Consider the following 22,983-nt stretch of genomic DNA (forward strand, 5'->3'; position numbering starts at 1 on the left):
TAAATGAAAACAGTTTCGGTCATCATTAATCTAAATGCTGACGGGCAAATGATTAAACAGGATGATATCGATAGAATCGACACGATCCTTTCATCGGCTTTTGAGACCGTGGCATTCTATGAAGCAAAACTGAAAAGTGAATGTACAGGACTTGCCCGAAGGCTTGCCAAAGATTCTGACGTCCTAATTGCCATGGGTGGCGACAGTACCGTTTACGAAATTATTAATACGATAGCTATATTAAAACACCGTCCCGTATTTTCTATTATCCCCGGGGGTAAATGTAATGGTTTCTCAAAGGCATTAGGTTTGAGCCGCCAGCCGATAAAAGCTGCCGAGCAAATCGCCAAAAAGAACATTAGAAGTTTTGATGTCGGTCACGATGGCACCGAATACTTTATAAACCTTTTGGATTTTAAAAACCCAGATGAACATGGGCCTTTTCATTATGAGCTATCGAGCAAACATTACTATTTTTCTGGCAAAGCGGAGTCAGTCCTCGTTGCAAATAATCCATACGCTTGCGAAGGACTTCCTTTACTCCGGGATGTAGACCTTCAAGACGGCCTTCTTGATGTATACATTCTTAGGGAATCCAAATATGATTCGTCACTATTAAATACTGGATTAACCTCTATTTTCAGTGACGATATTATCCATTTCCAAACACCTGACTTGGCTATCCAGACCTCCCCGAGCTATATTCCCGATCGTGACAGGGAAAGACTTCATCGTCCGCCTGCAAATATTCACATCAAGCCCGGATATTTAAAAGTCCTTGCAGGATAGGTTTAACCTTTGAATATTAGGGTAAATAATATTATGTGAATGATTAATAGAAAGGATGACAACTAATAATGGATGCAAAAATGAGAGAACTTATTGAAGGACTGAACGAAGACTTAGCTGGTGAATATTCAGCGGTCATACAGTATACTTACTACGCTTCGACAGTGACAGGGATGTACTACTCAGTGCTTAAGCCTTTTTTCGAGAAGGAAATTCCCGACGAGCAGCAGCACGCTCTCTATTTATCAGAGAAAATCACAACTTTTGGAGGTCAGCCAACAACGACACCTGCAGCCGTCAAGCAGGTGACTGATGTCAAAGAAATGCTTGAAGAAGCAAGAAATGCTGAAAAGGCGACCATTGACCGCTATGAAACACGCCGCAAACAGGCAGATGAGCTAGGTTTAACGGAGCTTGTTGTGACATTGGAAGACATCATTTCAGATGAAACGAAGCATATGGAAGAAATGGAACGCCTTCTTAAGGATCCCCGTTTAAAATAAGCGTTTAGAAATCACCTGCAGCTAAGCAGGTGATTTCTTAATTTTCCTCCGAACATAGCCGTATGAAAATAGAAATGCAATGAATAATCCGGTGATAACGAGTAAAATGACGCTGGTAAATGTTCCTATCACAAACGCGCCGATAAGCCCCAGCACGACCCCTTGAATCATTAATAAATTTAATAAAATCATAACAAAGCTTCTCTGCTTTAATACATCAGCGACTGGATAGAGATCTGTTAGGGCTTGTGGTGTCGGATGGTGCCAAAGGGTTAGCAGCTGAAGCCCAGTGATGTACACAATCGCAATCAAAACAAAATAAGTCGCATAACCATCTGTAAATAAAACCTCGATTATACCGCCAATTATTGTCAGCCTTATATAAATACCAAAGTATTCATGCGCCCTAATGAAAGTTTTCAAGAAATATTTCTTAAAAACTGATTCTTGTCCATAGGAAAAGCGGTTTGTTAAACCGTTTAACCAGAGCCGTGGCTTGATCCTGGTCTTCATTTCAGGCACATCAGTGATAAGATTCGCAAACTTTAACAGCAGCATAAGCTGCTTATGTTCAACCGCCAGTAACCGATCCCAATTTAGCAGCCGATCCTGTGCCTGTCTATGGGCATAAAAAAACGAAAAACCAAACATAACAGCAATTAACAGCAGAACAAAAATAAAATGGTTCCCATTTAATAAACTGTATAAAAACAAAAGTGATAAGCATCCTCTTATCAGCTTGGACTCCCATGGCCGCTGCAAAAATTGTTCCTGCCAGCTTGTATCCACATTCCACCATTTCACCCCGAAAATTAATATGAGTGTCGCCGCAAATCCCCAAAAGTCCGGATTAATTGTCCTAAAATAAAGGGGGGAAAAAATGACCATCACAAATAGCAGCGTCACACATTGTAACAAAAAGCTGTATTGCCGGCTCTTTCTAAAATAACCATTAAGCCGGGGCTCAAGCGGCAGGAGAAAAACAAGATCCGCTTCTTGTACAAACGTTCGAATCGGCGTGCGAATCACAAAGATGCCCGCCACAACAGTGATCAATAAGGCGCTTGGAAAGTTATCAGGCAGCCCATCCAGCCATTGTTTATAATAGTAGCTCCCCACAATAATAATTACATACAGCGAAAACATTAACCCGCTGTTTTTCCCGACCAGCTTCCAATAGCGCAGTGCCATTTTCCAATAATCCGAACGGCGGCGATACCACAGCGCTATTATTTTATCCATGGTGACTCCCCTTTTGCAACAGCAATATATATATCATGAAGCGTTGCTGCGGGATCGCCGTAGCTCTCCTTGATTTCATTTAATGTCCCTTGAATAACAATTCTGCCGTCATGCAAAATCAAAAACCGGTCGCAATATTGTTCAGCAGTTGAGAGGATGTGTGTTGACATTAGAATAGCGGCACCTTTTTCTTTCATCTCTTTCATTAAGTCCAAAAATGATTGAATGCCAATTGGATCGAGGCCGACAAAAGGCTCATCGACAACATAAAGCTCTGGCCGAACAAGAAAGGCACACATAATCATGACCTTTTGCTTCATCCCTTTAGAAAAATGCCCTGGAAACCAGTTAAGCCTCTTTTCCATGCGAAACATTTTTAGAAGCGTGTCCATTCTATTTTCAAATGCCGCTTGGTCAATTTGATATGCCATTGCCGTAAGCTCCAAATGCTCCTTTAATGTCAACTGTTCATAAAGCTCAGGTGTTTCCGGTATGTAGGTCATTTGCGAACGGTAAAATAGTTTGTCTTCCTTTATCGTCTTGCCGCTGACGCGAATTTCTCCGCCAAATGGCTCCAATAACCCTAGAATATGTTTAATCGTCGTACTTTTGCCCGCACCATTTAAGCCAACCAGCCCAACAAGCTCACCCGGTTCAATTTTGAAAGACACATTATGTAACACAGGCTGACTCAAAGCATAGCCGCCTTTTAATTGATTAACATCTAGAATTGCACTCATTTTTCGTTTAACCCTCTTCCTGTAGGGATTCTTGCTTCTAAGTTTATCAAAGTTTTCCTAAGACATCTAACCTTGAGTGCGGCATAAATTCTCTTTATACTAAAATAAAGAAAGGAAAGGTGATAACATTGGCTCACGATCCGAATTGTATCTTTTGTAAAATTATTAGTGGTGAGATTCCGAGTGCGAAGGTGTATGAAAATGAAGATGTGTATGCCTTCCTCGATATCAGCCAAAACACGAAAGGTCATACATTGGTCATACCGAAGGAACACACTAAAGACATCTACGATCTCACACCCGATACCGCAGCGAATCTCTTTCGCGCTGTTCCAAGGATTGCAACAGCCGTCAGAGATGCCTTTGATCCAATCGGTTTAAATCTCCTTAACAATAATGGGGAATTTGCAGGCCAATCCGTTTTCCATTACCACATCCATATTCTCCCGCGTTACGGTAAGGGTGATGGCTTTGGCGCTGTATGGCATTCACATGAAAGCGACTATTCCAATGAGGATAGAGAAAACATCGCCCATCAAATTTCCAATAAGTTATCCTAAATTAGGATCCATGTGCATTGCTTAATGGCGCCAAAAATAGTATATTAGTAGCAACCCTCGCAATAAGCCACAGGGCATTATTGGAGGTTAAGACTAAAGCCTGAGATGAGGAGAGTTGAGTATGAAAGTACAAAAGCTTGTTTTAATGGCACTATTTCTAGGGATCGGTACAATCCTGCACGCTGTCATTCCCGGTTTCTTTTTTGGAATGAAACCCGATATGCTGCTCTCAATGATGTTTGTTTGCATCTTTTTGTTTGCGGATAAGGGCAATATTGTTATTTTGGGATTGGCTGCAGGGATTCTTTCAGGGCTCACAACGACAATTCCCGGAGGATTTCTCCCTAATATCATTGATAAATTAATTACATCAGCTGTTATTTTTCTGTTGTTCGCTGCATTAAGACATCTTTTAAACCGAACACTTACAGCTGTTATTTTAGCTGCGGCCGGAACGCTAATCAGCGGCACGATTTTTTTATCGGCAATGACAGTTCTTGGCGCATTGCCGGCAAAAGCAAGCTTTATCGCTTTGTTTGACACCGTTGTGCTGCCAGCTGCGGCACTTAACACCATTTTTGTATTGATTATCTTCCCGATTGTTCTTAAAATCACAGATCAATCACGACTTGCTTCAACAACACCAACAGCAAAGCGCGGCTAGGACTATCCCAGCCGCGTTTCTTTTTTAATTTCCCTGGATGACAAACCATGACACAACAATCAAAATAATTCCCACAACACCGATTAATATGGTCATTTGTTGGCTTTTCATCATTTTTTTATTTTTAAAAGCAAAGCGCCTTTGGGTGCCAAGCTGACTTAACATATACAAAAGGCAAAGCACACCCACAATAAAAAGTATAATAATGAGCAGGACGACCATCTTCTTCGCCTCCTATAATGCTAAGATATGCAACCTGTATTATAATAATGTTAAGGAAAAAGGTATTTTATTAACTAGAGAAATAGGGAAAAGCATTTAAGTACATAATTTATGAAGAGGTGAAAAAGATGGGAAAATTAAAATCTTATGCAGTTGGTGCGGCAATCGGCGGTGTGATTGGAAGCGTTGCAGTTCTCCTCTCCACACCAAAATCGGGATCAGAGATGCGCAGCGATCTTAAAACTAAGGCCGATGACGCAAAAGAGCCCCTAAAAGACTTTAAATCGTCTTTTGGCGGGCTTAGGCAGCAGATTAAAACCATTAAAAACGACGGCGTTCCGGCTATAAAATCGACGGTTAGCGACGTCGCGGAATTAGTCAAAACGTTCCAAAAGGAAATCCAACCGCACATTAAACAAATCAAGCAAGATGTTAATGAATTGGAGAAAACGAAAGAGAGACTTGAGGCAAATACCAACGAACCGTCTTCTAAATAGAAGGCGGTTTTTTTTTGGTTAACTAGAAAGTATAGTTATGCTCCTCCACTTCGTTTTGTCGCAAGGCAGCAAAGAAGTGTAGCAAGCAGTAGCCTTTCTGACGCACATAAGGACACTGGCACGTCCTGTGCGTCGCACTACGCCTCTGTCTTCGCCAAAGGCTCGCCAATCGGCGAGTTTTTTTTATTCGGGAAACTGTTTAAAAAAAGGGTTGATTTTCTTTTGCATTCGCAGTACATTAATTGAGGATATTTTAAATTAATCTTTTAATCAATGATTTTTTTATATGGGGTGAGGTTATGAACTGCTGGAAATCATTTAACATTTCCAAACAATATGGATCGATTCGGCTATCCCTTATCTCGCTTATGGGGACGATTTTTTTCTTGATTATTTTCTCTTTGCTATTTGTAAACAATCACCATGAGATTGCGTTTTCGCCAATGAATCTTATCATTTTAATTATGATGCTTTTTATTGTGTGGCCATTGCATAAAATTTGCCATTGTATACCGCTATGGCTTGTTGGTAAACGCGCTTCACTGTCCATAGAACGGTCTAACAAACCGATTCCAATAATTTATACAAATATACCAGGAACAACATCGAAACGCCTGGCAATCATTATGTCGGTTTTTCCCGGCGTGGTCATAACTGCAGTGATTTTTGTTGCGGCCTCACAATTTCCATCCATGCTGTACTATCTTTCGTTCGCAGGCGCTTTGAACTTCGGCATAAGCATGAAGGACTTTGTTTACCTTACCCATCTGGCAAAGGCACCAACACATGCCTATATTGAAGATGACCGTGACGACTGCCGGATCCTTATAAAACAAACACTGTAAATATTAAATAAAAGCATTCAAGCAAGCGCTTGAATGCTTTTATTTTTGATAGACATTAAATTCAATATCGTTTTCACTAAGGTTAATTTTTTTCGCTTTCAAGTAAAAACGGTCTTTCAGCTTCATCTTTGTTAAATTAACATAAATTTGCTTTTTGTCCGGTTGAATAATCACCCAATCCGGGAGCTCTGTTCCTTTTTTAATAAACTTTAAAACCTCTTCTTCCGGAAGACTGATTCTGCCCAAGTGCACCGACTTTTCCTTTAAAATAATATCGCCATTTTTAACGACGGGAGAAAATGACATATTAAACGGGATATCTAAGCCCAAGAGACCTAGATAACCATATAATGTGACATCTTTATCAAAGTCCACATTATATGTCAGTGTACCGCTTTGGTGCTTCTGCAGTTCGTTATTCACCATATCACTTAAATGCCGTTTGCTTGCCTGGACCATAAATATCGGGGAGTCAACGTGCGGTGCATCATTCTTTACATTTGGCGATGTAGATGGGGAGCCGACCAGACCAATAAATGTTCCAATGATTGCGATGACAACGATTAATATAATAATTATCAATGTAAAAAATGCTGTTTTCCATTTGTTTTTCACCATATCACCTCTATTGTATTACACTATCATTTTATATAAACTTTTGATAATCTTATTATATGCGATTAAACCCACCCTTCTTGGAGGTACCAGTATCATGTTAATTACCTTTATTATTTTTGCAGTGTTTGCTTTATTTATATTTAATAGTTTAACAGATGCTCTTTGTATTAAGAAAAATATTCCCGAAGAGCGTCAGCCAAAAGTTTTCCAAACCATTAATATTCTGCTCACTATTTTGCTGCTTTCCGGCTATCTGAACATCTGGACACAAATATAGCATTGGCCTAATTCCCTATTATTCGCGAGGGACCCCTAAATAGGGATGGCCGTTTCGAAAGATGTTAACGACCGTCGAGTGCAAAATACATAATAATCAATTGTTTTACCGGTTAAGCTAAAGAACTGAAGATGATTTCTCAGAAATTATACCTGATAAATACAGGGTTAGGAAAACATGTGATTTTTCACATTTTCTCAACAGAGTTGTCTAATGTCAGGTAAAATGTGCTATATTAAGATCATTGTTCCTTAATAAACTTTGACTAGGAGTGACATTCATGAAGAAATTAGTTGTTGTTCTAGCTGTTTTATTAGGTCTATCCAGCCTAGCCGCATGCGGTAACAGCGCAGTTGTAAAAACAAAGGGCGGAGACGTCTCTCAGGATGAATTCTATAAGGAACTTAAAACACGATACGGTGATCAAGTATTACAAGAAATGGTTTACGAAAAGCTGTTAAATGATAAATATAAAGTATCTAAAAAAGACGTCGACAAGAAAGTTGACGAAGTTAAAAGCCAATTTCCAAATGATACTGCATTTAAGAATGCTCTAAAGCAAAGCAAGCTTTCTGAAAAAGATTTCCGCAAAAACGTCAAGCAGCAGCTTTTGCTATTTAAAGCTCAAACAGACGGTGTTAAGGTGTCAGAGAAAGAAATGAAGGATTACTGGGACAAAAATAAGGACAAGCTGAAAGAAGTCAAAGCAAGCCACATTCTTGTCAAGGATAAGAAAACGGCTGACGAAATCGAAAAGAAACTGAAAAATGGCGAAGACTTTGCCAAGCTTGCCAAAAAGTATTCAACTGACCCAAGTAAAGACAAAGGCGGAGACCTTGGCTGGTTCCATAAAGGCGAAATGGTTAAAGACTTTGAGAAAAAAGCCTTCGAACTCAAAAAAGGCCAGATCAGCGACCCTGTTAAATCCCAATACGGCTACCATATCATAAAGGTAACCGGCAAAAAGGATACTTATGACCAATTAAAGTCTGAAATCAAACATGCTGTCCTTGAACAAAAAGCTAAGCCTGCACAAGAAGTTCTTCAGAACCTCGTGAAGAAAGGCGATGTTAAAGTTAAAGACGACCAATTCAAGGATTTGTTCAAACAGCCATCCGCTCCGACTCAACCGACACAAACTGACTCTAAAGATCAGGACAAAAACAAAGATAAGTCGGATCAAACGAGCAAAAATGAAGACAAAAATAAAGATAGCAAGCAAGACCAAGAAAAGTCACAATCATAAAGAAAACTTGCCGATTGGCAAGCCTTTAATAGGCGTAGCTAGAGGCTTAGTTGCCCTTATGTGCGTCAGAAAGTTATACTTTCTGATTAACTAAAGAAAACTTGCCGATTGGCAAGCCTTTAATAGGCGTAGCCAGAGGCTTAGTTGCCCTTATGTGCGTCAGAAAGTTATACTTTCTGATTAACTAAAGAAAAAACAGGTGCACTCATCGTGAGCGCACCTGTTTTTAGGCTTCGTTATTATTAGGGTGTCTCCTCTTTTTCTCTTCCCTCATCCTTTTTATGAAGACTTCACCTTGTTCTTCAATCCACTGCTGATCGACTTCCTTGTCCTCTTTGGAGAGGGTCAAAAATTGATAAGCGCTAATTAGGATTCCCAAGAAAACAAGATACATCCACCAAGGCAAACTTTCCAAATGACTAATGATGCCTGACAAGAGATGTAATTGCTGAAGTATAAAGACAAACATGATGAGCGCAATAATAATGAGTGACCTCTTAGTATTTTTCAAGTAAAAACCCTCCATATACAAGCCTTATTTACAAAGAATGTATGATGGAGGTTGCAATAATATGTCAACGAAATTTATTATTTCGAGTGATTAAATGTTATTCGACTGGCAATTTGCTTTCAAACTGCGGTCGGTAGAGCGTTCGATTATCAAGTGCAAAAAGCCGTTCCGTAAAGTCACCCGGTTTTGCCTTTTCCAATGCCCGGTCCATCATGTTCATTTTTGCATCAAGATTATCCAACATATGCAAAATTTCTGCTTCCTTCACAAGCGGCGGTTTTGGGCTTCCCCATTCAGGTTTGGAGTGATGGCTCAGTACCATGTGCTGAAGAATCACAACCTCTTCGCCATCTACACCAATTTCTTTAGCTGTCTCGGCAATCTCATTTACCATAATCGATATATGACCGAGCAGCTTTCCTTCCAGTGTATAGCTGGCTGCCGTCGCACCAGAAAGTTCCGTCACCTTTCCCATATCATGAAGGATGATGCCGGCGTATAAGAGATCGGTATCAAGTGAGGGATATAAGCCTGCAACTCCTTTAGCCAAGTTCAACATGGACACGACGTGATAGGCAAGTCCTGAAACATATTCATGATGGTTTCTTACAGCTGCGGGAAATTCAAAAAAAGCATCTTGATGTTTTTTTAAAAGTGCTCTTGTTATCCTCTGAATCGCTGGGTTTTTGATTTCAAATATATATTGTGTCACCTTATCAAGCATCGTATTAACGGATAATGGAGCCGACATGACCAAATCCGCCTTCTTGACCTGATCATTGGAGGTCACAAGCCGGATCCCTTTGATCCGTAATTGATTTTTGCCTCGGAAAGTCGTGATATCCCCTTCAACCTTAACCATGGTGTCAGGAATAAAATCATGTTCGTCTTGCGGTGATGAATCCCACAGCTTTCCCTCGATGTCACCCGTTTGGTCCTGCAGTATCAAAGTAAGAAATGGTTTGCCACCGCTTGTAAGACCCTTAGACGAAGATTTCACCAAAAGATAGTGATTCACCTGTTCCCCTTCATTGTAATGCGCAATTCCCTTCATTTTTCGATTCCTCCTCTTCTATTATCTTTCTTCTGAAAAATGCCTGGGGAGACGTATGATAAAGGCAACACCGTCCTCATCGTTTTTTACCTTAATTGTTCCGTGATGCTTATCAACGATGCGCTGGACAATGGCCAAGCCCAATCCAAACTGCCCTTTTTCCCCTTTATTAAACGGCTGAAATAACGTCTCTATTTCAGATTCTTCGATGTGACTGCCGTCATTTTTCACAATCATTTGTGAACTTCCCTTATCATCCCGTGCAATTAACCAGATATTTGATTCCGCATAACGGAGGGCATTCTCAATCAAATTTTCGAGAACAATTTGCCATTGTTCCCGATCAACAATCATTTCGGTATTCTCACCTTTGATATCGATGGCTATCCCCGGCCGTTGATAGGCAAGCCTGTCCTTCATTTTTTCAGCAATTTCGCCAAACTGAACTTTGGTGAGATTGGGCCTTTCATCTTTTAACGACGCAACCCTAGTAAAATACAATAATTTTTTAACACGATTCTCCATTTGTTCAGCTTCTTCAATGATGACATCCATCGTATCATCAAGCCCTCCCTGGGGGTATATGCCGTCCTTTGCTGACTGTGCATAGCTCTGAATGACCATGATCGGCGTCTTCAATTCATGTGAAGCTTGCTGGAGAAATTGCTGCTGGGATTCATCATATTGCAGTAAATTGCGCCTCATTTTTTCAAATTGAGCCGATAATCTCTCAAATTCATCCCCGCTCTTCCATTCAAACGGCTTTTTCCAGTTCATTCGAGAGATTTCTTCGAAACGCGACCCCAATACATCCAAAGGCCTTTTTAGATAATGAGCCATCCACGCAGCAATAGCAAGTCCTAATATAGCTGCCAGAACCAAAACATAGATTAGCCTTGCCCAAAGCCTTTTCATCATTGTGTTTCTGTAGGTGTCCCACATATAGGATATGAGAAAAGCTGTGTTAGGCTTAGCATCAAGCTTGCGGACCACATAAAAGAGTGTCTTCCCTTTATAATCCAGATTATATTGACCAAGCTCACCTTTTTGTTCATTCGCATGCTTTGCCATCCGGCCCAGAACCTTTTTTGGAACAGGGTCACCTTCAGGCAGGCCGTAACCATTAACAATAAGAAAATTATTAACTAACCTTTCGGCTTGGCGGCTGTCAATAAAACTGGTATCTGAGTCAGGCAGTGAAAAATTATCAGCCTGTTGAAGGACATTTTGCTGCTCTTGCCGAATGATCGTAAAGGTTTCGTCCCTCAGTGCTCTCTGAAGTGAAATAGGGTAAACTAATCCAACAATAACACCGACGATAATAATAAGGATTATAAAGGATAACCAGATTCTCTGAGTTAGCGTCAATTTTATCATTATGATACGATCCTGTAACCCGCGCCATAGACTGTTTCAAGTGACAATCGCTCAAGTTTTTTTCTGATCCGGCGAATCACATCATCAACCGCCCGGTCACTGCCGACATAGTCTTCGCCCCACACAGCCTCGAGTATTTCTTGCCGTGATTTGGCAACATTCACATTTTCAATGAGATAAAGCAAGACATCAAATTCTTTGGATGTCAATTCTATCGGCTGATCTTCATCATCGGTGACCCTTCTGCGGTTAATGTCCACTTGATACTGGGAGACCGTAATAATGTGGGAGCGGAGGCCTTGCCCATAGACACGGTGAAGCAGCTTTTTGGCCCGGATAACAAGTTCCTTGGGCAAAAAGGGTTTGGTTAAATAATCATCACTGCCCATTTCCAGACCAACAATTTTATCCAAATCCTGATCCCTTGCGGAGATAAATATGACAGGCTGCTCAGAATGATTTTCCTTGATTTTTTTTATCAGGTCATAACCCGACATGCCAGGCAGCATAATGTCTAAAATCCATAGATGCACACCATTATGAAGGTATTTTAAAGCGTCTTCTGCCGTGTGAAAAACTGAAACTTCCCAGCCTTCTTTTTGAAGATAAGCCTTTAGTACAGAAGCAAGCTTTTCCTCGTCTTCAACAAGATTAATATGAAATGTGATGTCACTCACTAAGATCACACCCTCTTTTTCTTTTCACTAAAGTCTTATTTCCTACCGCTTAAATTATACCATGACAGGCAGGGTGTGAAAATTGCACCGCTCCCTGCTTATAATGTCACCCATGCTTCTGAGGGGTGTCCTTTGTACCGGTCTTTATGACAAGTGAAAAGGATAACTTGATGTTTTTTGGCAACATCATTAAGCAATGTCATAACTTGCTTGTGGCGGTTGGGATCGGTATTAACCAAACTATCATCAATGATTATCGGAAACTTATCTTTGGTTTCGAACATTGATGCAAGAGCGAGCCTGAGCGACAGGTAAAGCTGTTCTTTCGTTCCCCGGCTTATTTCAGTGACATGGAATCCGGTCCCATCCTCACGCTGCACGGCAAATCCAAAGTCTTCGGTTAAATAAATTGATTGGTAGGCACCTGAGGTTATTTTTGCGAAATAAGAACTTGCCTGTTTTAACACCTTTGGCAGCTTATCATGGCGGTAATTTTCTTTGGCTTTGTGAAGCAGCGTTTGGGCAGCTTTATAGACAGTCCACTGTCTCGCTTTTTCATTTAATAATGCCTTAGTCTCTTCAAATCCATATTGCAGTTCGGTATACATTTGATTTTCTTCAAGATGTCTTAGTTCGGACTGCCAATCAATCAATTGTTGATTCAAGGCGGTAATCGTCCTCTCAATCTTTTCACGCCCGTCACGAAGCGACGCTTCCGATGTGCCTGTCCACTCCCCTGTCTCAAACCAGCTAAAGCATCTCTCAAGCACTTCCTCACTTGATGCCGCTTGACTCATCTGATATTTAAGCTCTGAGCGCTTCGTCAAAAGCATTCTGCGTCTTTTATCACGCTCTGCTGCTTGGCGGAAGGCTTCCTCGGATGACACACCGGAAACTTCCATGATCTTTCTGCATTCCCTATAAAAGCGTTCAACCTTATCTTCAAGCGCTTCTTTTTGCTCTATTAATGATTTTTTTTGATTTAATCGCTGTGTATATGTTTGGTATTTTTCCTTTTGCAGCGCCAATTCTTTTTGCAAGGCTGCTATATCATGTTCAGGTACGTTAAGCCTTTGGGCAAGCTGCTTTTTTGTTGTTTCAAATGTGCCGATCCGTTGTTCCCGCTCCTTAATCTGTACACCGTATTGTTCAATTAATTGGCTGGCGGCTTTGCCCTCCTCAACTAATTGATAAATATCTTCCAATACATTGTATCTTGTTGTTTGCAAAAAACCATTTTCTCGGAGCCATTCGGCTAGACCCTGTTCATTCATTTCAAAATGAAGAACGGCTTTATCAAGCTTTGTAATGGCCTGTTCGTAAAGCCTTTTTTCCTCGTTCATTCGTTCTTCTTCCATATGGAGCGTTGTTACAACCTGAAGATCCTCCTCAAGACTATCTTTGAGTGCCGCTAAATCTTCCTTAGGTTGACTTAAAAGGTCATCAACATCCTTTAAGCGCTGGGCCGTTTTGGCTTCGCTATGATATGGTCCGGTTTTTGCAGACGAGGAAAGCATAAAGACAACGAAAACGGTGCTTATTAGCAAACCCGTCCCGCCTAAAAGCAAACCGCTTATGGGTTGGATGAAAAGCGAGACTGTTAATGCTAAGAAAATTGACAACAGTGTCCCTGCTACGCCGATAACCAGACCTGTTTTTTTCAATTTATCTGCCTGTTTTTTCTGGATACGTACAGTTTCTAACTGCTGCTCGAGCCAGTCTTTTTCACGTATAAGACCCTCTTCATCGCCCGTTTGTGCAAGCTTACTTTCAATTTGCCTGCGCCTTTCATCACTGAGCTGCCGGCTTTTTAATCTTTTAATTTTTTCTTCGTTGTCACGACGCCTGGACAAACTTTGATTAACAGAAGCTTCATGCTGCCCCTTTTCACTGGTCACCTTTTGCCTCTCAGACAATAAGGATTTTAGGTGGTCCTTGACTTCAAGACCTGTTATGGCCTGACTGACTTTTTCCGGTGACCATTCACCTCCGAGCCTTTGAAGAATGTCATTAAGCTTTTGCTGTGCCTGATGACATTTTTCATTTAATACCTGAAGATCCTCTTTAAGATAAGCCATATCACGTGACTTTTGAATTAGTGTGACAAGATTCCGTTCCTCTGCAAGCCATTTTTCATCAAAAGATTGCTGAGTTAACGTTTGATCGATTTGTTCAATCTTTCTGGCCGCCTCGGCTATTTCGCCTTCTAGAGGAATAGCTTGCGCCTGCCATTTTTCAAAGCGCTCAAGACCTTTTTCCGGAAATGTATGCTGCGGTATTAACTGTTTTAACTCATCGTTAATTGTTTGGAAAGCGATGATCAGCGGCTTAAGTACCATGTACTGGGCGAACTGCTGGTTCCGCTCCTCCAAATTCCTCTTCTGCCGCTGTTGCGTTGCCAGCTTCTTTCTATTCTCATGAATGAGATGCTGCAAGTCATGATAGCGGTCAAGCTTTTTCTCCCAACTTTTCATTTCTTCGCGTTTTTGATCACACTCAGCCAGTAATTGATTTATAATGGGCCTGCGTCCCGAAGGCTTAAATAACTCGGCTAACCTTTTATCCAATGACTGTTCTAGCTGAAAAAGCTTCGTGCTGCCCATCATCCCTGCGCTGAATAAGAAATGGTTCAATTCATCAGGTCCAATTTTCTCCAAACCCTGAAGCCCGTCTAAATCAAAACAAAAAATTGCTTCAAAAATAGATCTGTCTATACCGTGGAAGAGTTTCTGTATATGAGAGATTGGCTTAATCTCACCGTTCGCCATATAAATCCGCGGTTCTTTTTTGTTTGCCAGCCGCCGCTCCAAAGTAATGCTGGAAAACTGTTGGGTATCAAGCACCAGTGAGCCGCCCGGATCAATACCATTTCGCTCAAGGTAGGGTTCTAGCTTTCCTTTCTGAGGAAACCCAAACAACATATGATTTATAAAGGTTTTCAAAGTAGATTTCCCTGCCTCATTGGGTCCATAAATAATGAGGAATGGATGATCTGGCAATGTAAAATCGGCATCGGAAAAGCGGCCAAATCGGTTGATCCTCATCTTTGTTATCTTCATTTCACCTATCCGTCCCTTTTTTTTCATACAGGGCGTCTATTAATAATGCCTCTGCTTCCTTATAAATGTCACATATATCATCTGTCTTGGGTGATTCAACGTATCGCTTAGCCCTTCTGTGTCCTAACAGCTGTGATAAGGACTCCTTCATATCCGGCAGTTCTTCCGCTTGTGAAAGGCGCAGTAAATCGCCTATGAAATGGGGACCGGCCAAGAGGTCCTCTCGATGCCAATCCGGCGCTGTATCGTCCTTTAAAAAGGTAACCCACACAAAAGAATCACGGTCGTCTTCACCGTCCCGTATTGTATCGAGGATGTCATCCATTAATGTACCGCTCTGTAAGGTATGATGAAGAGGGCCATTTCCTATTAATTCAATTCTAAGAAATATGCCTTTAGCCTGGCTCCGTAATGATTCTTTTTGTTCATCAATTTTATCCAGGAGGTCATCGATTGTTTGGCATGCGGAAATATCTACAGTTTCATCATGCCACAGGATATCAGCTGTCGGTATAAACTCTGCTGATGAGCCTGAGTCATCCAATTCGACAAGGAGAACCCCTTTTTCACCGGTTTCTTTAATAGTGAGGCCTTGGATGTTGCCGGAATACCATACATCGGGATTCTCTGAAAGCCGTTGCCGTTTATGTATATGGCCAAGCGCCCAATAATCAAAGTCCTTTGCAGCCAATGACTGAACGGAAAAAGGGGCGTATGTATCGTGCTCGGTGTCTCCTTGTACTGAACCATGTAAAAGGGCAATATGAAAATCTGCTCCTTCAATTTTTTTGTAAAACTGTGTTTGATCTTCCATAACGTGTCTTTGCGGATAGCTAAAACCATAGAGGTGAACCCGTTCACCGTTCGGTTTCTGATAAGGCATCATCTCAATTTTCGGTCCAAAGATACAGACATTGTCCCCCGCCTTCAGCTGATTCCATTGATCTCCGAGATGGTCGTGATTGCCATGCGATAAAAAAACAACAATGCCATGTTCATTAAGCTGTGACATAGCTTTATTAAACCGCTGCTGTGCCTTAAGGCTGCGATGGCTTTGATCAAAAATGTCACCGGCAATAACGATGAAATCAACTTTTTCAACAATCGCCCTATTCACCAGATTATTAAGGGCTGTAAATGTGCTTTCCCTTACCCGGCCGCGGATCACCTCAGGCAGATGGCTCACTCCCTTAAAAGGACGATCCAAATGCCAATCAGCCGTATGGATAAACCTTATTGCCACGCTATTCGCCTCACTTTCTCGTTACTACCATTCTAGCATATCCAATCTTGCATGGCGATCGTATGTTCCATTTTTAATAAAGAGAAAAGACACCCAAGGATAACATCTTTAGGTGCCTTCTTAGCATTTTATTTTTATGATTCTTTCGTAACTTTAAGAGCGCCTTTCAGCAATTTAATCATCGATCCCGAGTTGTAAGTAAGAACGCCGCCTTTATATATCCTTGTTCCAATTGAAATTAACAGAATGATCGAAGCCAGCATAATGACTACACTAATGCCAATTTCCCAAAGGGGTATAGAGAGCATACCGATTCGCAAAAACATAATGATTGGTGTGAAAAACGGGATAAACGACATAACGGTAATGAATGGTGATTCTGGATTGGAAAACAACCCATACATAGCAATAAAAAAAGTAGCCATGACAAGCATCGTAATTGGTGATATCGCCTGCCCGACATCCTCCACCCGGCTGACAAGGGAGCCGATCATTGCGAGCAGTGTGGCATAGAAAAAATAACCTAAGAAAAAGAAGACAACTGCAAAGATGATCGTCTCGGTCGGGAGATTATTAATGTCAAGATAATTCGTTATGTTAAATGTGCCATTTGCGGTCTGAGACTGCCCAGCCTTCACCGAACTGTAGCCGACAAGGATGAAGACTAAGTATTGTGTCAGCCCAAGCAGGCCGATAGCCAGGACTTTTCCAAGCATATGCTTGACGGGCGATACACTTGATACGATCAACTCCATAACCCTTGAGGACTTTTCTGTCGCGATTTCCGTCGCAATCATCGATCCATACATGAGTACTGTCATATAAATAAGCAGTACAAGGACATAGACGATCACCCTTGCTTGTGTTAATTCTTTTTCATTCTTAGCCGATTTATCGAGTGCCGTTTTATTAAAATCAACAGGCGAATAAACCTCAGCTACCTTACTGGGGTCTAAACCGAGATTTTGCGTTGCCTTCATGACTTTGATTTGCTGGAGGGCCTGCTTAACCTGGCCGCTTGTGTTTTCATCTGTAATTTTCATTGCATAATAATTAGCGCTTGGCACGCCCTTATCGTTTTCTTTTATGATCATATATCCCGTAAAAGTACCGTTTTCAACTTTATCTTCGGCTTGGTTGGCCCCTTTATTAAAGGCTACCAACTTTATATCAGCAGCAGTCTTTTTCATTTGAGCGGCTAATGGTTTATAAATATGGCCTGTTTTATCAATTACAGCTATTTTGTCATGCTGATCTTTATTAAAGTAATTAATAATGTTATTGATATTGGTTGCCCCAATCAAGAGGACGACCATAATTGATGTGGTGACAATGAAAGATTTCGATTTTAATTTCGATAAATATGTATGAGTTAATATAATCCAAAATTTATTCATTTGCCCGGCCCACCTTATCAATAAAAATATCATTTAATGATGGTTCTTCGATCGCAAAACTTCTGACAAATCCTTTCTTGGCAAGCTCTTGAAAGATCTCCTGCGACACCGCCTCGTTCTCAATCTTAAGATAAGCACCGCGATTATCCTTTCGGCACCCCAAAACGCCTGGCAGCGCTACCAAATCCGCAGTATTAAAATCACCGTTTACGAACACCGTTTTTCGTCTATAAGCGCCTTTCACACCTTTTAGAGAGCCGGTCAGAAGCGGTTTGCCCCGGTCCATAATGCAAAGATGCTCGCAAAGCTCCTCAACATGATCCATCCTGTGGCTGGAAAACAGGATCGAAACACCTTGATCCTTTAATTCAATTACCGCACGTTTTAACACTTCTACGTTAACGGGATCAAGACCCGAGAATGGTTCATCCAAAATCAGCAGTTTAGGCTTATGAATGACCGCCGCGATGAATTGGATTTTTTGCTGGTTTCCTTTTGACAATTCCTCGATTCTTTTATCATAATACTCCGAGACACCGAACCTATCCAGCCAACCTTTTAGTTCCTTTTTTGCATCACTCTTCGCCATACCGCGCAATTTACCTAAATAGACAAGCTGATCGCTTACCTTAAGCTTCGGGTATAGTCCGCGCTCCTCCGGCAGGTAACCAATCATATGACTGTCTTTATAGCTGATCTTCCTGCCCTGCCAAAGGATTTCCCCTGATGTCGGTTTCAGCAGATCTAATATCATGCGGAAGGTTGTCGTCTTCCCGGCACCATTTACTCCCAAAAAGCCAAACATTTGCTTTTCCGGTATTTCAAGTGTAAGGTGATCGACGGCAGTATAATTACCAAAACGTTTGACAACATCATTGATTGATAACATCATGATCGCGTTCCCTCTTTCAGGCTTTTTTCCATTCAATTTCCATATTGTTAATAAATTCCCCACCCTTTAATTAAAACACAATTAGCAGGAATTTCACCCCGCAATTTAGAATTATTTAAATAATGGCACCGGAAGGAGGGGCAACTGATGCAAAAATACACACTCACAGTTTATGAAAAAGACGGATCAAAATGCCTGGAAGAATCTTTTGACGCAGCAAATGACCAAGAAGGGAAAACGATGGGCGAAAATAAGCTTAAAGAAAACAATTATGATGCACATACAAGCAGAGTTACTTCTGAATCGGGGAAACTTGTGCATTTTCACAGATAATTAACTAAAAAATCCGCTCTGGATGAGCGGATTTTCACGGGCTGTCACTGGTTCTGTTGTTGTAATTCGTAGAAATCAACGGAAATCAGTTTATTTGTTTCGGGACTATATTTAACCCTGACCTTAACCATTCTCTCTTTCTGTCCGCGTTTGAGCTCAAATTCAAACCAATCTGCAGCAACATTATCCGCAATTTTTTCATGCCCTTCGTAGTCATAATCGCTGACCGCGCTATCGGGATATCTTTCCTTGGTCTTTTCCACTGCTATTCTTCCCCATTTTTCATAATCAGTCTGTAAATAAGCTTCATTCGGGAAGGAAAGTAAGAAAAGGCCGAACATCAGCATGAATGGAACAACATACCGGCTTATTAATTTCATAACAATTTCCTCCTTTCATATTGTTCGATGGTTAGTTTGTACCAAAAGTAACCATTAAACACCTAATAAATAAAATTTAGCTGATTGAAAATAATATGGTAAATGAAAACAATTTAAATTTAGTTCTATTTGCTTGACTATATGTCATTACCGTTTTACACTAAAAAAGATTTTAACGCATAAATTCCTATAAGAATACTGGGGGATGGATATGAAAAAAATTCTTACATTGTTGATGTCATTGTCACTCGTTATTGTTCTGGCGGCTTGCGGGAATAACGATGATAATAAATCTGCTGACAAAAGCCTGTACGACAAGGTGAAATCAAAAGGGGTAATTACCATTGGAACGGAAGGAACCTATGCTCCTTTCACATTCCATGATAAAAAGTCTGGAAAATTAACAGGCTTTGATGTTGAGATAGCAAGAGAAGTGGCCAAACGAATTGGTGTGAAGCCAAAGTTTGTTGAAACAAAGTGGGACGGCATGTTCGCCGGACTTGACTCAAAGCGTTATGATATGGTAGCTAACGAGGTCGGTATCCGTCCTGACCGTCAAAAGAAGTATGACTTTTCGGATCCATATATTGTTTCAAAGGCGGTATTGATTGTCCGTAAAGATAATAATAAGATTAAGAACTTTGATGATTTAAAAGGGAAACGGGCAGGACAGTCATTAACGAGCAACTACAGTAAAATTGCCAAGGATCACGGAGCCAAGGTAACACCCGTAGAAGGCTTTAATCAATCAATTGATCTCCTAACTTCAGGACGAATTGATGCCACAGTTAATGACAGCCTTTCTTATTTAGACTCGAAAAAGACGCGCCCTAATCTGCCTATAAAGGTTGCATACGAAGAAAAGAATGCAGCAAAAAGCGCATTCCTATTCCGCAAAGGCAGTGATGAGCTCATTAAAAAGATTAATAAGGCCTTAAAGGATATGCACGATGACGGCACATATTTGAAAATATCAAAAAAATGGTTTGGAACTGATGTCTCCAAATAGGCATATTGGGGTGATTTATTATGGATGATCGCGCACAGAGAGTTATTGATATCCTGATACACTCCTTTTGGCCGATATTAAAAGCGGGTCTCGAATTTACGATCCCGCTCACGCTTATCACATTTGTCCTGGGATTGATTCTTGGGCTGCTGACAGCATTTGCACGGCTTTCGGGGATTAAACCGCTTGTTGGGATCGCAAAGTTTTATGTGTGGATATTTAGAGGAACACCACTTCTCGTTCAATTATTCATTATCTTTTATGGTCTTCCAAGTGTCGGGCTAACCTTAAAGCCCCTGCCTTCAGCGATTATTGGCTTTACCCTGAATATGGGGGCCTATAATTCAGAAATTCTTCGCGCAGCCATTTCGTCAATCGGCAAAGGGCAATGGGAAGCCGCATTTTCAATTGGAATGACGAAAGCTCAAGCTATGAAACGCATAATCTTGCCGCAGGCGACTCGGGTATCGATCCCGCCGCTTGGCAATTCATTTATCAGTCTTGTTAAGGATACATCTCTTGCCGCAACGATTACCGTTTCTGAGCTGTTTCAGAAAGGACAACAAATCGCCTCAGCGACTTATGAACCGCTGTGGCTTTACATTGAGGTTGCAGTCATTTATCTCATTTTCAGCACGATCCTGACATATGCTCAATCAAAAGTTGAGTACCGCTTTGAGCGTCATGTCGAAAAGTAACGGAGGATCACATGATTAATATTAGTCATCTTCATAAACAATTTGGGGACCTTGAAGTATTAAAAGGCATTGACCTGAACATGGAAAAAGGGAAAACAACTGTGATAATCGGGCCATCCGGATCTGGAAAAACAACGTTGCTGCGTTGTTTAAATTTGCTGGAGATTCCCAATCAGGGCGAGATCTCACTTGGCAATTATGAGCTTTCGTTTAGCCCTGGGAAAAAATTAAGGCCCCAAGAAATCAGCGCCTTTCGCAAGCAAACAGGCATGGTTTTTCAAGGGTATCACCTTTTTCCCCATAAAACAGCCTTAGAAAATGTTATGGAAGGTCAAATTGTTGTCCAAAAAAAATCCAAGCAAGAGGCAAGGGAGAAGGCATTGGATATTCTTGACAAGGTCGGGTTAAAAAACCGCGCTGACAATTATCCTCATCAGCTCTCGGGAGGACAGCAGCAAAGGGTTGGCATTGCCAGGGCGTTGGCCATGGATCCCGAAGTGATGTTATTTGATGAACCAACATCAGCACTTGACCCTGAACTGGTTGGTGACGTGTTAAAGGTCATGAAAGATTTGTCAGAGGAAGGGATGACGATGGTTGTCGTGACACATGAAATGCGGTTTGCCCGCGATGCCGCCGACCAAGTCATCTTTATCGATGACGGTGTGATCGTAGAAAAAGGAACACCCGAAGAAGTATTTGAGCATACAAGTCATAACCGGACCAGGCAGTTTTTAAATAAAATTGAGGAAGCTTAATAAATAGTTAGGGGCCAGGCCCTTGTCTAAAGACCCGGGCCTGGCCCCTGTTATTTGCGTTTCTTACAGCTGAACACGCAACTGTTTGCGGAAGACTTCTTTAATCATATACGCAACACCGTTCATATCATTAGAACGTGTGACCCATCCCGCTCTATTCCGAACTTCCTTAGGTGCGTGGCTCATGGCAACACCGAGGCCGGCCTTTGTGATCATCTCCATATCATCGTAGCTGTCGCCGACCGCCACAGTTTCAGAAATTGGTACGCCAATTCTTTGGGCAAGATGAACCAATCCATCATACTTTGATGTATTCATTTTTGTCAGCACCAACTGGGTGTCTGATGTTTGACGCACTTTAAGAGTTGGGAAAAAGTCACCAACTGCTTCAAGCACTTCCTCCATATTATTCTTATAAATCTCCAGTTTCACATCTGTCGCGCTTTCAATATTTTCGTGAAGATAATGCGTTAACGAATCTACATAGGTGATGGGATAAAATAATGGCTCACTCACACCTACTGTCATTTTCGCAATAAGATTCTTCTGTTTCGGTTTATTGCTTATGGATAATCGTTCGTGTGAAATTCTAATATGGCTTGGATATGTTTCAAGAAATTCAACAAGCTGGAGCAGGACATCATGTTCAATTTTACTTGTATACAAAGGATCATCAATCGTCGAGGAGACAAAAGCGCCGTTATGGGCAACGATTGGATGTCTTAACTTTAATGCCTTTGCAACTTTTGCAGCTGAGTGGAAATGCCGTTCTGAGACAAGCGTGATTGCCACACCTTTCCTTCTGGCAAAAGCTATAGCTTCCTTTGTCTGCTTGTCGAGTTTGTGATTGCTTCTTAAAAGGGTGCCGTCGATGTCTAAAGCTAGTAAGCGATATACCAAGGTAATCCCCCTTTGCATCAATAAAGTTATACTAAGCCTTCTGTTTTCAACTTATGTTTGGTTATTCCGATATAGAACAGGCATTTTAAAGGGTCTGACCCCCTTAAGGTCAGACCCTTTAAAATTACATCAAATCCTCTGGCTTACCATAAAGATCTTCCAAAGGCTTTGTGATAATATTGTTAAGGTCATTGATCAGCATGCTCATGCGTTGTTCAGAAGCCATTAATTTTGAGATCGCCTCATGCTGCTGAATGACTTGTACTTGTTGTTGTGCCTGCTGCGCTTCTTCCTCAGTGATTGTTTCGCCAGACATTTGCTTTTGCTGAAGCGTCATTTGCAGGTTGCGAAAGTTATCAAACATCTTTTTCGCCATTTCATCCTCGTTAACAGCTTTATATGCATCTGTTAATGTTTGATATTCCTCACTGTTTCGAATCGCTTTTTCTAAATCGTAAGCCACATCATGTAAATTATTTGCCATCATTAGCC

General features: G+C 41.1%; 27 protein-coding genes. 12 read left to right on the forward strand and 15 right to left on the reverse strand.

What is annotated here, in order from left to right; translation table 11 throughout:
• The first annotated feature begins 3 nt into the window (after positions 1 to 3).
• Positions 4 to 789, forward strand: coding sequence for a diacylglycerol/lipid kinase family protein (locus EV207_RS09500; protein ID WP_132745925.1), 786 nt, complete (start codon positions 4 to 6; stop codon positions 787 to 789).
• A gap of 68 nt (positions 790 to 857) precedes the next feature.
• On the forward strand, positions 858 to 1,292 hold the full coding sequence (locus tag EV207_RS09505) for a ferritin-like domain-containing protein (protein ID WP_132745926.1): 435 nt from the start codon (positions 858 to 860) through the stop codon (positions 1,290 to 1,292).
• Positions 1,293 to 1,313: 21 nt separating this feature from the next.
• Here EV207_RS09505 and EV207_RS09510 read toward each other — a convergent pair whose 3' ends face one another.
• Both EV207_RS09510 and EV207_RS09515 read right to left on the reverse strand, forming a co-directional pair.
• Entirely contained in the window at positions 1,314 to 2,534 is a 1,221-nt protein-coding gene (locus EV207_RS09510) for an ABC transporter permease (RefSeq protein WP_132745927.1), read from the reverse strand.
• Positions 2,522 to 3,274 carry an ABC transporter ATP-binding protein gene (locus tag EV207_RS09515; RefSeq protein WP_132745928.1) on the reverse strand — a complete coding sequence of 251 codons (753 nt, stop codon included), beginning with the start codon at positions 3,272 to 3,274 and terminating at the stop codon, positions 2,522 to 2,524. Before EV207_RS09515 ends, EV207_RS09510 begins: the two co-directional genes overlap by 13 nt.
• A 128-nt stretch (positions 3,275 to 3,402) precedes the next feature.
• Here EV207_RS09515 and EV207_RS09520 point away from each other — a divergent pair, with 128 nt between their 5' ends.
• Positions 3,403 to 3,834, forward strand: coding sequence for an HIT family protein (locus EV207_RS09520; protein ID WP_132745929.1), 432 nt, complete (start codon positions 3,403 to 3,405; stop codon positions 3,832 to 3,834).
• Positions 3,835 to 3,955: 121 nt separating this feature from the next.
• Positions 3,956 to 4,498 carry a tryptophan transporter gene (locus EV207_RS09525; RefSeq protein ID WP_132745930.1) on the forward strand — a complete coding sequence of 181 codons (543 nt, stop codon included), beginning with the start codon at positions 3,956 to 3,958 and terminating at the stop codon, positions 4,496 to 4,498.
• A 24-nt stretch (positions 4,499 to 4,522) separates the two neighbouring features.
• On the opposite strand, the gene EV207_RS09530 is transcribed toward EV207_RS09525, so the two are convergent.
• Positions 4,523 to 4,720, reverse strand: a complete 198-nt coding sequence (locus EV207_RS09530; protein ID WP_132745931.1) for a hypothetical protein — start codon at positions 4,718 to 4,720, stop codon at positions 4,523 to 4,525.
• 128 nt (positions 4,721 to 4,848) lie between these two features.
• On the opposite strand from EV207_RS09530, the gene EV207_RS09535 reads away from it, so the two are divergent.
• The gene (locus EV207_RS09535; protein WP_132745932.1) at positions 4,849 to 5,217 is read left to right on the forward strand and encodes a YtxH domain-containing protein; all 369 of its coding nucleotides are present in this window, start codon (positions 4,849 to 4,851) and stop codon (positions 5,215 to 5,217) included.
• Positions 5,218 to 5,516: 299 nt separating this feature from the next.
• Positions 5,517 to 6,062, forward strand: a complete 546-nt coding sequence (locus EV207_RS09540; RefSeq protein WP_132745933.1) for a DUF3267 domain-containing protein — start codon at positions 5,517 to 5,519, stop codon at positions 6,060 to 6,062.
• 39 nt (positions 6,063 to 6,101) lie between these two features.
• Here EV207_RS09540 and EV207_RS09545 read toward each other — a convergent pair whose 3' ends face one another.
• Positions 6,102 to 6,680: a YpmS family protein gene (locus tag EV207_RS09545; RefSeq protein WP_132745934.1), complete on the reverse strand. Its 579-nt coding sequence runs from the start codon at positions 6,678 to 6,680 to the stop codon at positions 6,102 to 6,104.
• A gap of 94 nt (positions 6,681 to 6,774) precedes the next feature.
• Here EV207_RS09545 and EV207_RS09550 point away from each other — a divergent pair, with 94 nt between their 5' ends.
• The gene (locus EV207_RS09550) at positions 6,775 to 6,957 is read left to right on the forward strand and encodes a hypothetical protein (RefSeq protein ID WP_132745935.1); all 183 of its coding nucleotides are present in this window, start codon (positions 6,775 to 6,777) and stop codon (positions 6,955 to 6,957) included.
• 280 nt (positions 6,958 to 7,237) lie between these two features.
• Positions 7,238 to 8,203 (forward strand): peptidylprolyl isomerase, encoded by a 966-nt coding sequence (locus EV207_RS09555; protein WP_132745936.1) that lies wholly within the window; start codon positions 7,238 to 7,240, stop codon positions 8,201 to 8,203.
• Between the two features lie 226 nt (positions 8,204 to 8,429).
• Here the strand turns inward: EV207_RS09555 and EV207_RS09560 are convergent, their stop codons facing one another.
• The 8 genes from EV207_RS09560 to EV207_RS09595 form a co-directional block, all read right to left on the reverse strand.
• Positions 8,430 to 8,714 (reverse strand): sporulation YhaL family protein, encoded by a 285-nt coding sequence (locus EV207_RS09560; protein WP_132745937.1) that lies wholly within the window; start codon positions 8,712 to 8,714, stop codon positions 8,430 to 8,432.
• Between the two features lie 97 nt (positions 8,715 to 8,811).
• A complete protein-coding gene (gene yhaM / locus EV207_RS09565) occupies positions 8,812 to 9,768 on the reverse strand; it encodes a 3'-5' exoribonuclease YhaM (protein ID WP_132745938.1) in 957 nt (318 codons plus the stop codon).
• 21 nt (positions 9,769 to 9,789) lie between these two features.
• The gene (locus EV207_RS09570) at positions 9,790 to 11,145 is read right to left on the reverse strand and encodes a HAMP domain-containing sensor histidine kinase (protein WP_132745939.1); all 1,356 of its coding nucleotides are present in this window, start codon (positions 11,143 to 11,145) and stop codon (positions 9,790 to 9,792) included.
• On the reverse strand, positions 11,145 to 11,822 hold the full coding sequence (locus EV207_RS09575; protein WP_132745940.1) for a response regulator transcription factor: 678 nt from the start codon (positions 11,820 to 11,822) through the stop codon (positions 11,145 to 11,147). Before EV207_RS09575 ends, EV207_RS09570 begins: the two co-directional genes overlap by 1 nt.
• A gap of 98 nt (positions 11,823 to 11,920) precedes the next feature.
• Entirely contained in the window at positions 11,921 to 14,881 is a 2,961-nt protein-coding gene (locus EV207_RS09580; protein ID WP_165886893.1) for an ATP-binding protein, read from the reverse strand.
• A 1-nt stretch (position 14,882) separates the two neighbouring features.
• The gene (locus EV207_RS09585; RefSeq protein WP_132745942.1) at positions 14,883 to 16,124 is read right to left on the reverse strand and encodes a metallophosphoesterase family protein; all 1,242 of its coding nucleotides are present in this window, start codon (positions 16,122 to 16,124) and stop codon (positions 14,883 to 14,885) included.
• Positions 16,125 to 16,258: 134 nt separating this feature from the next.
• Positions 16,259 to 17,521 carry an ABC transporter permease gene (locus tag EV207_RS09590; RefSeq protein ID WP_132745943.1) on the reverse strand — a complete coding sequence of 421 codons (1,263 nt, stop codon included), beginning with the start codon at positions 17,519 to 17,521 and terminating at the stop codon, positions 16,259 to 16,261.
• Complete coding sequence (locus EV207_RS09595) at positions 17,514 to 18,413, reverse strand: ABC transporter ATP-binding protein (protein WP_132745944.1); 900 nt, start codon at positions 18,411 to 18,413, stop codon at positions 17,514 to 17,516. Before EV207_RS09595 ends, EV207_RS09590 begins: the two co-directional genes overlap by 8 nt.
• A 147-nt stretch (positions 18,414 to 18,560) precedes the next feature.
• On the opposite strand from EV207_RS09595, the gene EV207_RS09600 reads away from it, so the two are divergent.
• Positions 18,561 to 18,746 (forward strand): YhzD family protein, encoded by a 186-nt coding sequence (locus EV207_RS09600; protein ID WP_132745945.1) that lies wholly within the window; start codon positions 18,561 to 18,563, stop codon positions 18,744 to 18,746.
• Between the two features lie 44 nt (positions 18,747 to 18,790).
• Here EV207_RS09600 and EV207_RS09605 read toward each other — a convergent pair whose 3' ends face one another.
• Positions 18,791 to 19,126: a DUF3889 domain-containing protein gene (locus EV207_RS09605; protein ID WP_132745946.1), complete on the reverse strand. Its 336-nt coding sequence runs from the start codon at positions 19,124 to 19,126 to the stop codon at positions 18,791 to 18,793.
• A gap of 211 nt (positions 19,127 to 19,337) precedes the next feature.
• Here EV207_RS09605 and EV207_RS09610 point away from each other — a divergent pair, with 211 nt between their 5' ends.
• Genes EV207_RS09610 through EV207_RS09620 form a run of 3 tightly spaced genes read left to right on the forward strand, consistent with a single transcriptional unit; the run spans position 19,338 to position 21,591 of the window.
• Positions 19,338 to 20,135: an amino acid ABC transporter substrate-binding protein gene (locus EV207_RS09610; RefSeq protein WP_132745947.1), complete on the forward strand. Its 798-nt coding sequence runs from the start codon at positions 19,338 to 19,340 to the stop codon at positions 20,133 to 20,135.
• A 20-nt stretch (positions 20,136 to 20,155) separates the two neighbouring features.
• Positions 20,156 to 20,833: an amino acid ABC transporter permease gene (locus tag EV207_RS09615; protein ID WP_132745948.1), complete on the forward strand. Its 678-nt coding sequence runs from the start codon at positions 20,156 to 20,158 to the stop codon at positions 20,831 to 20,833.
• Between the two features lie 11 nt (positions 20,834 to 20,844).
• Entirely contained in the window at positions 20,845 to 21,591 is a 747-nt protein-coding gene (locus EV207_RS09620; protein WP_132745949.1) for an amino acid ABC transporter ATP-binding protein, read from the forward strand.
• Positions 21,592 to 21,654: 63 nt separating this feature from the next.
• Here the strand turns inward: EV207_RS09620 and EV207_RS09625 are convergent, their stop codons facing one another.
• On the reverse strand, positions 21,655 to 22,491 hold the full coding sequence (locus tag EV207_RS09625) for a Cof-type HAD-IIB family hydrolase (RefSeq protein ID WP_132745950.1): 837 nt from the start codon (positions 22,489 to 22,491) through the stop codon (positions 21,655 to 21,657).
• 124 nt (positions 22,492 to 22,615) lie between these two features.
• Positions 22,616 to 22,975, reverse strand: coding sequence for a YlbF/YmcA family competence regulator (locus EV207_RS09630; RefSeq protein ID WP_132745975.1), 360 nt, complete (start codon positions 22,973 to 22,975; stop codon positions 22,616 to 22,618).
• Positions 22,976 to 22,983: the final 8 nt, after the last annotated feature.

The organism is Scopulibacillus darangshiensis (genome assembly GCF_004341035.1).
GTDB lineage: Bacteria > Bacillota > Bacilli > Bacillales > Sporolactobacillaceae > Scopulibacillus > Scopulibacillus darangshiensis.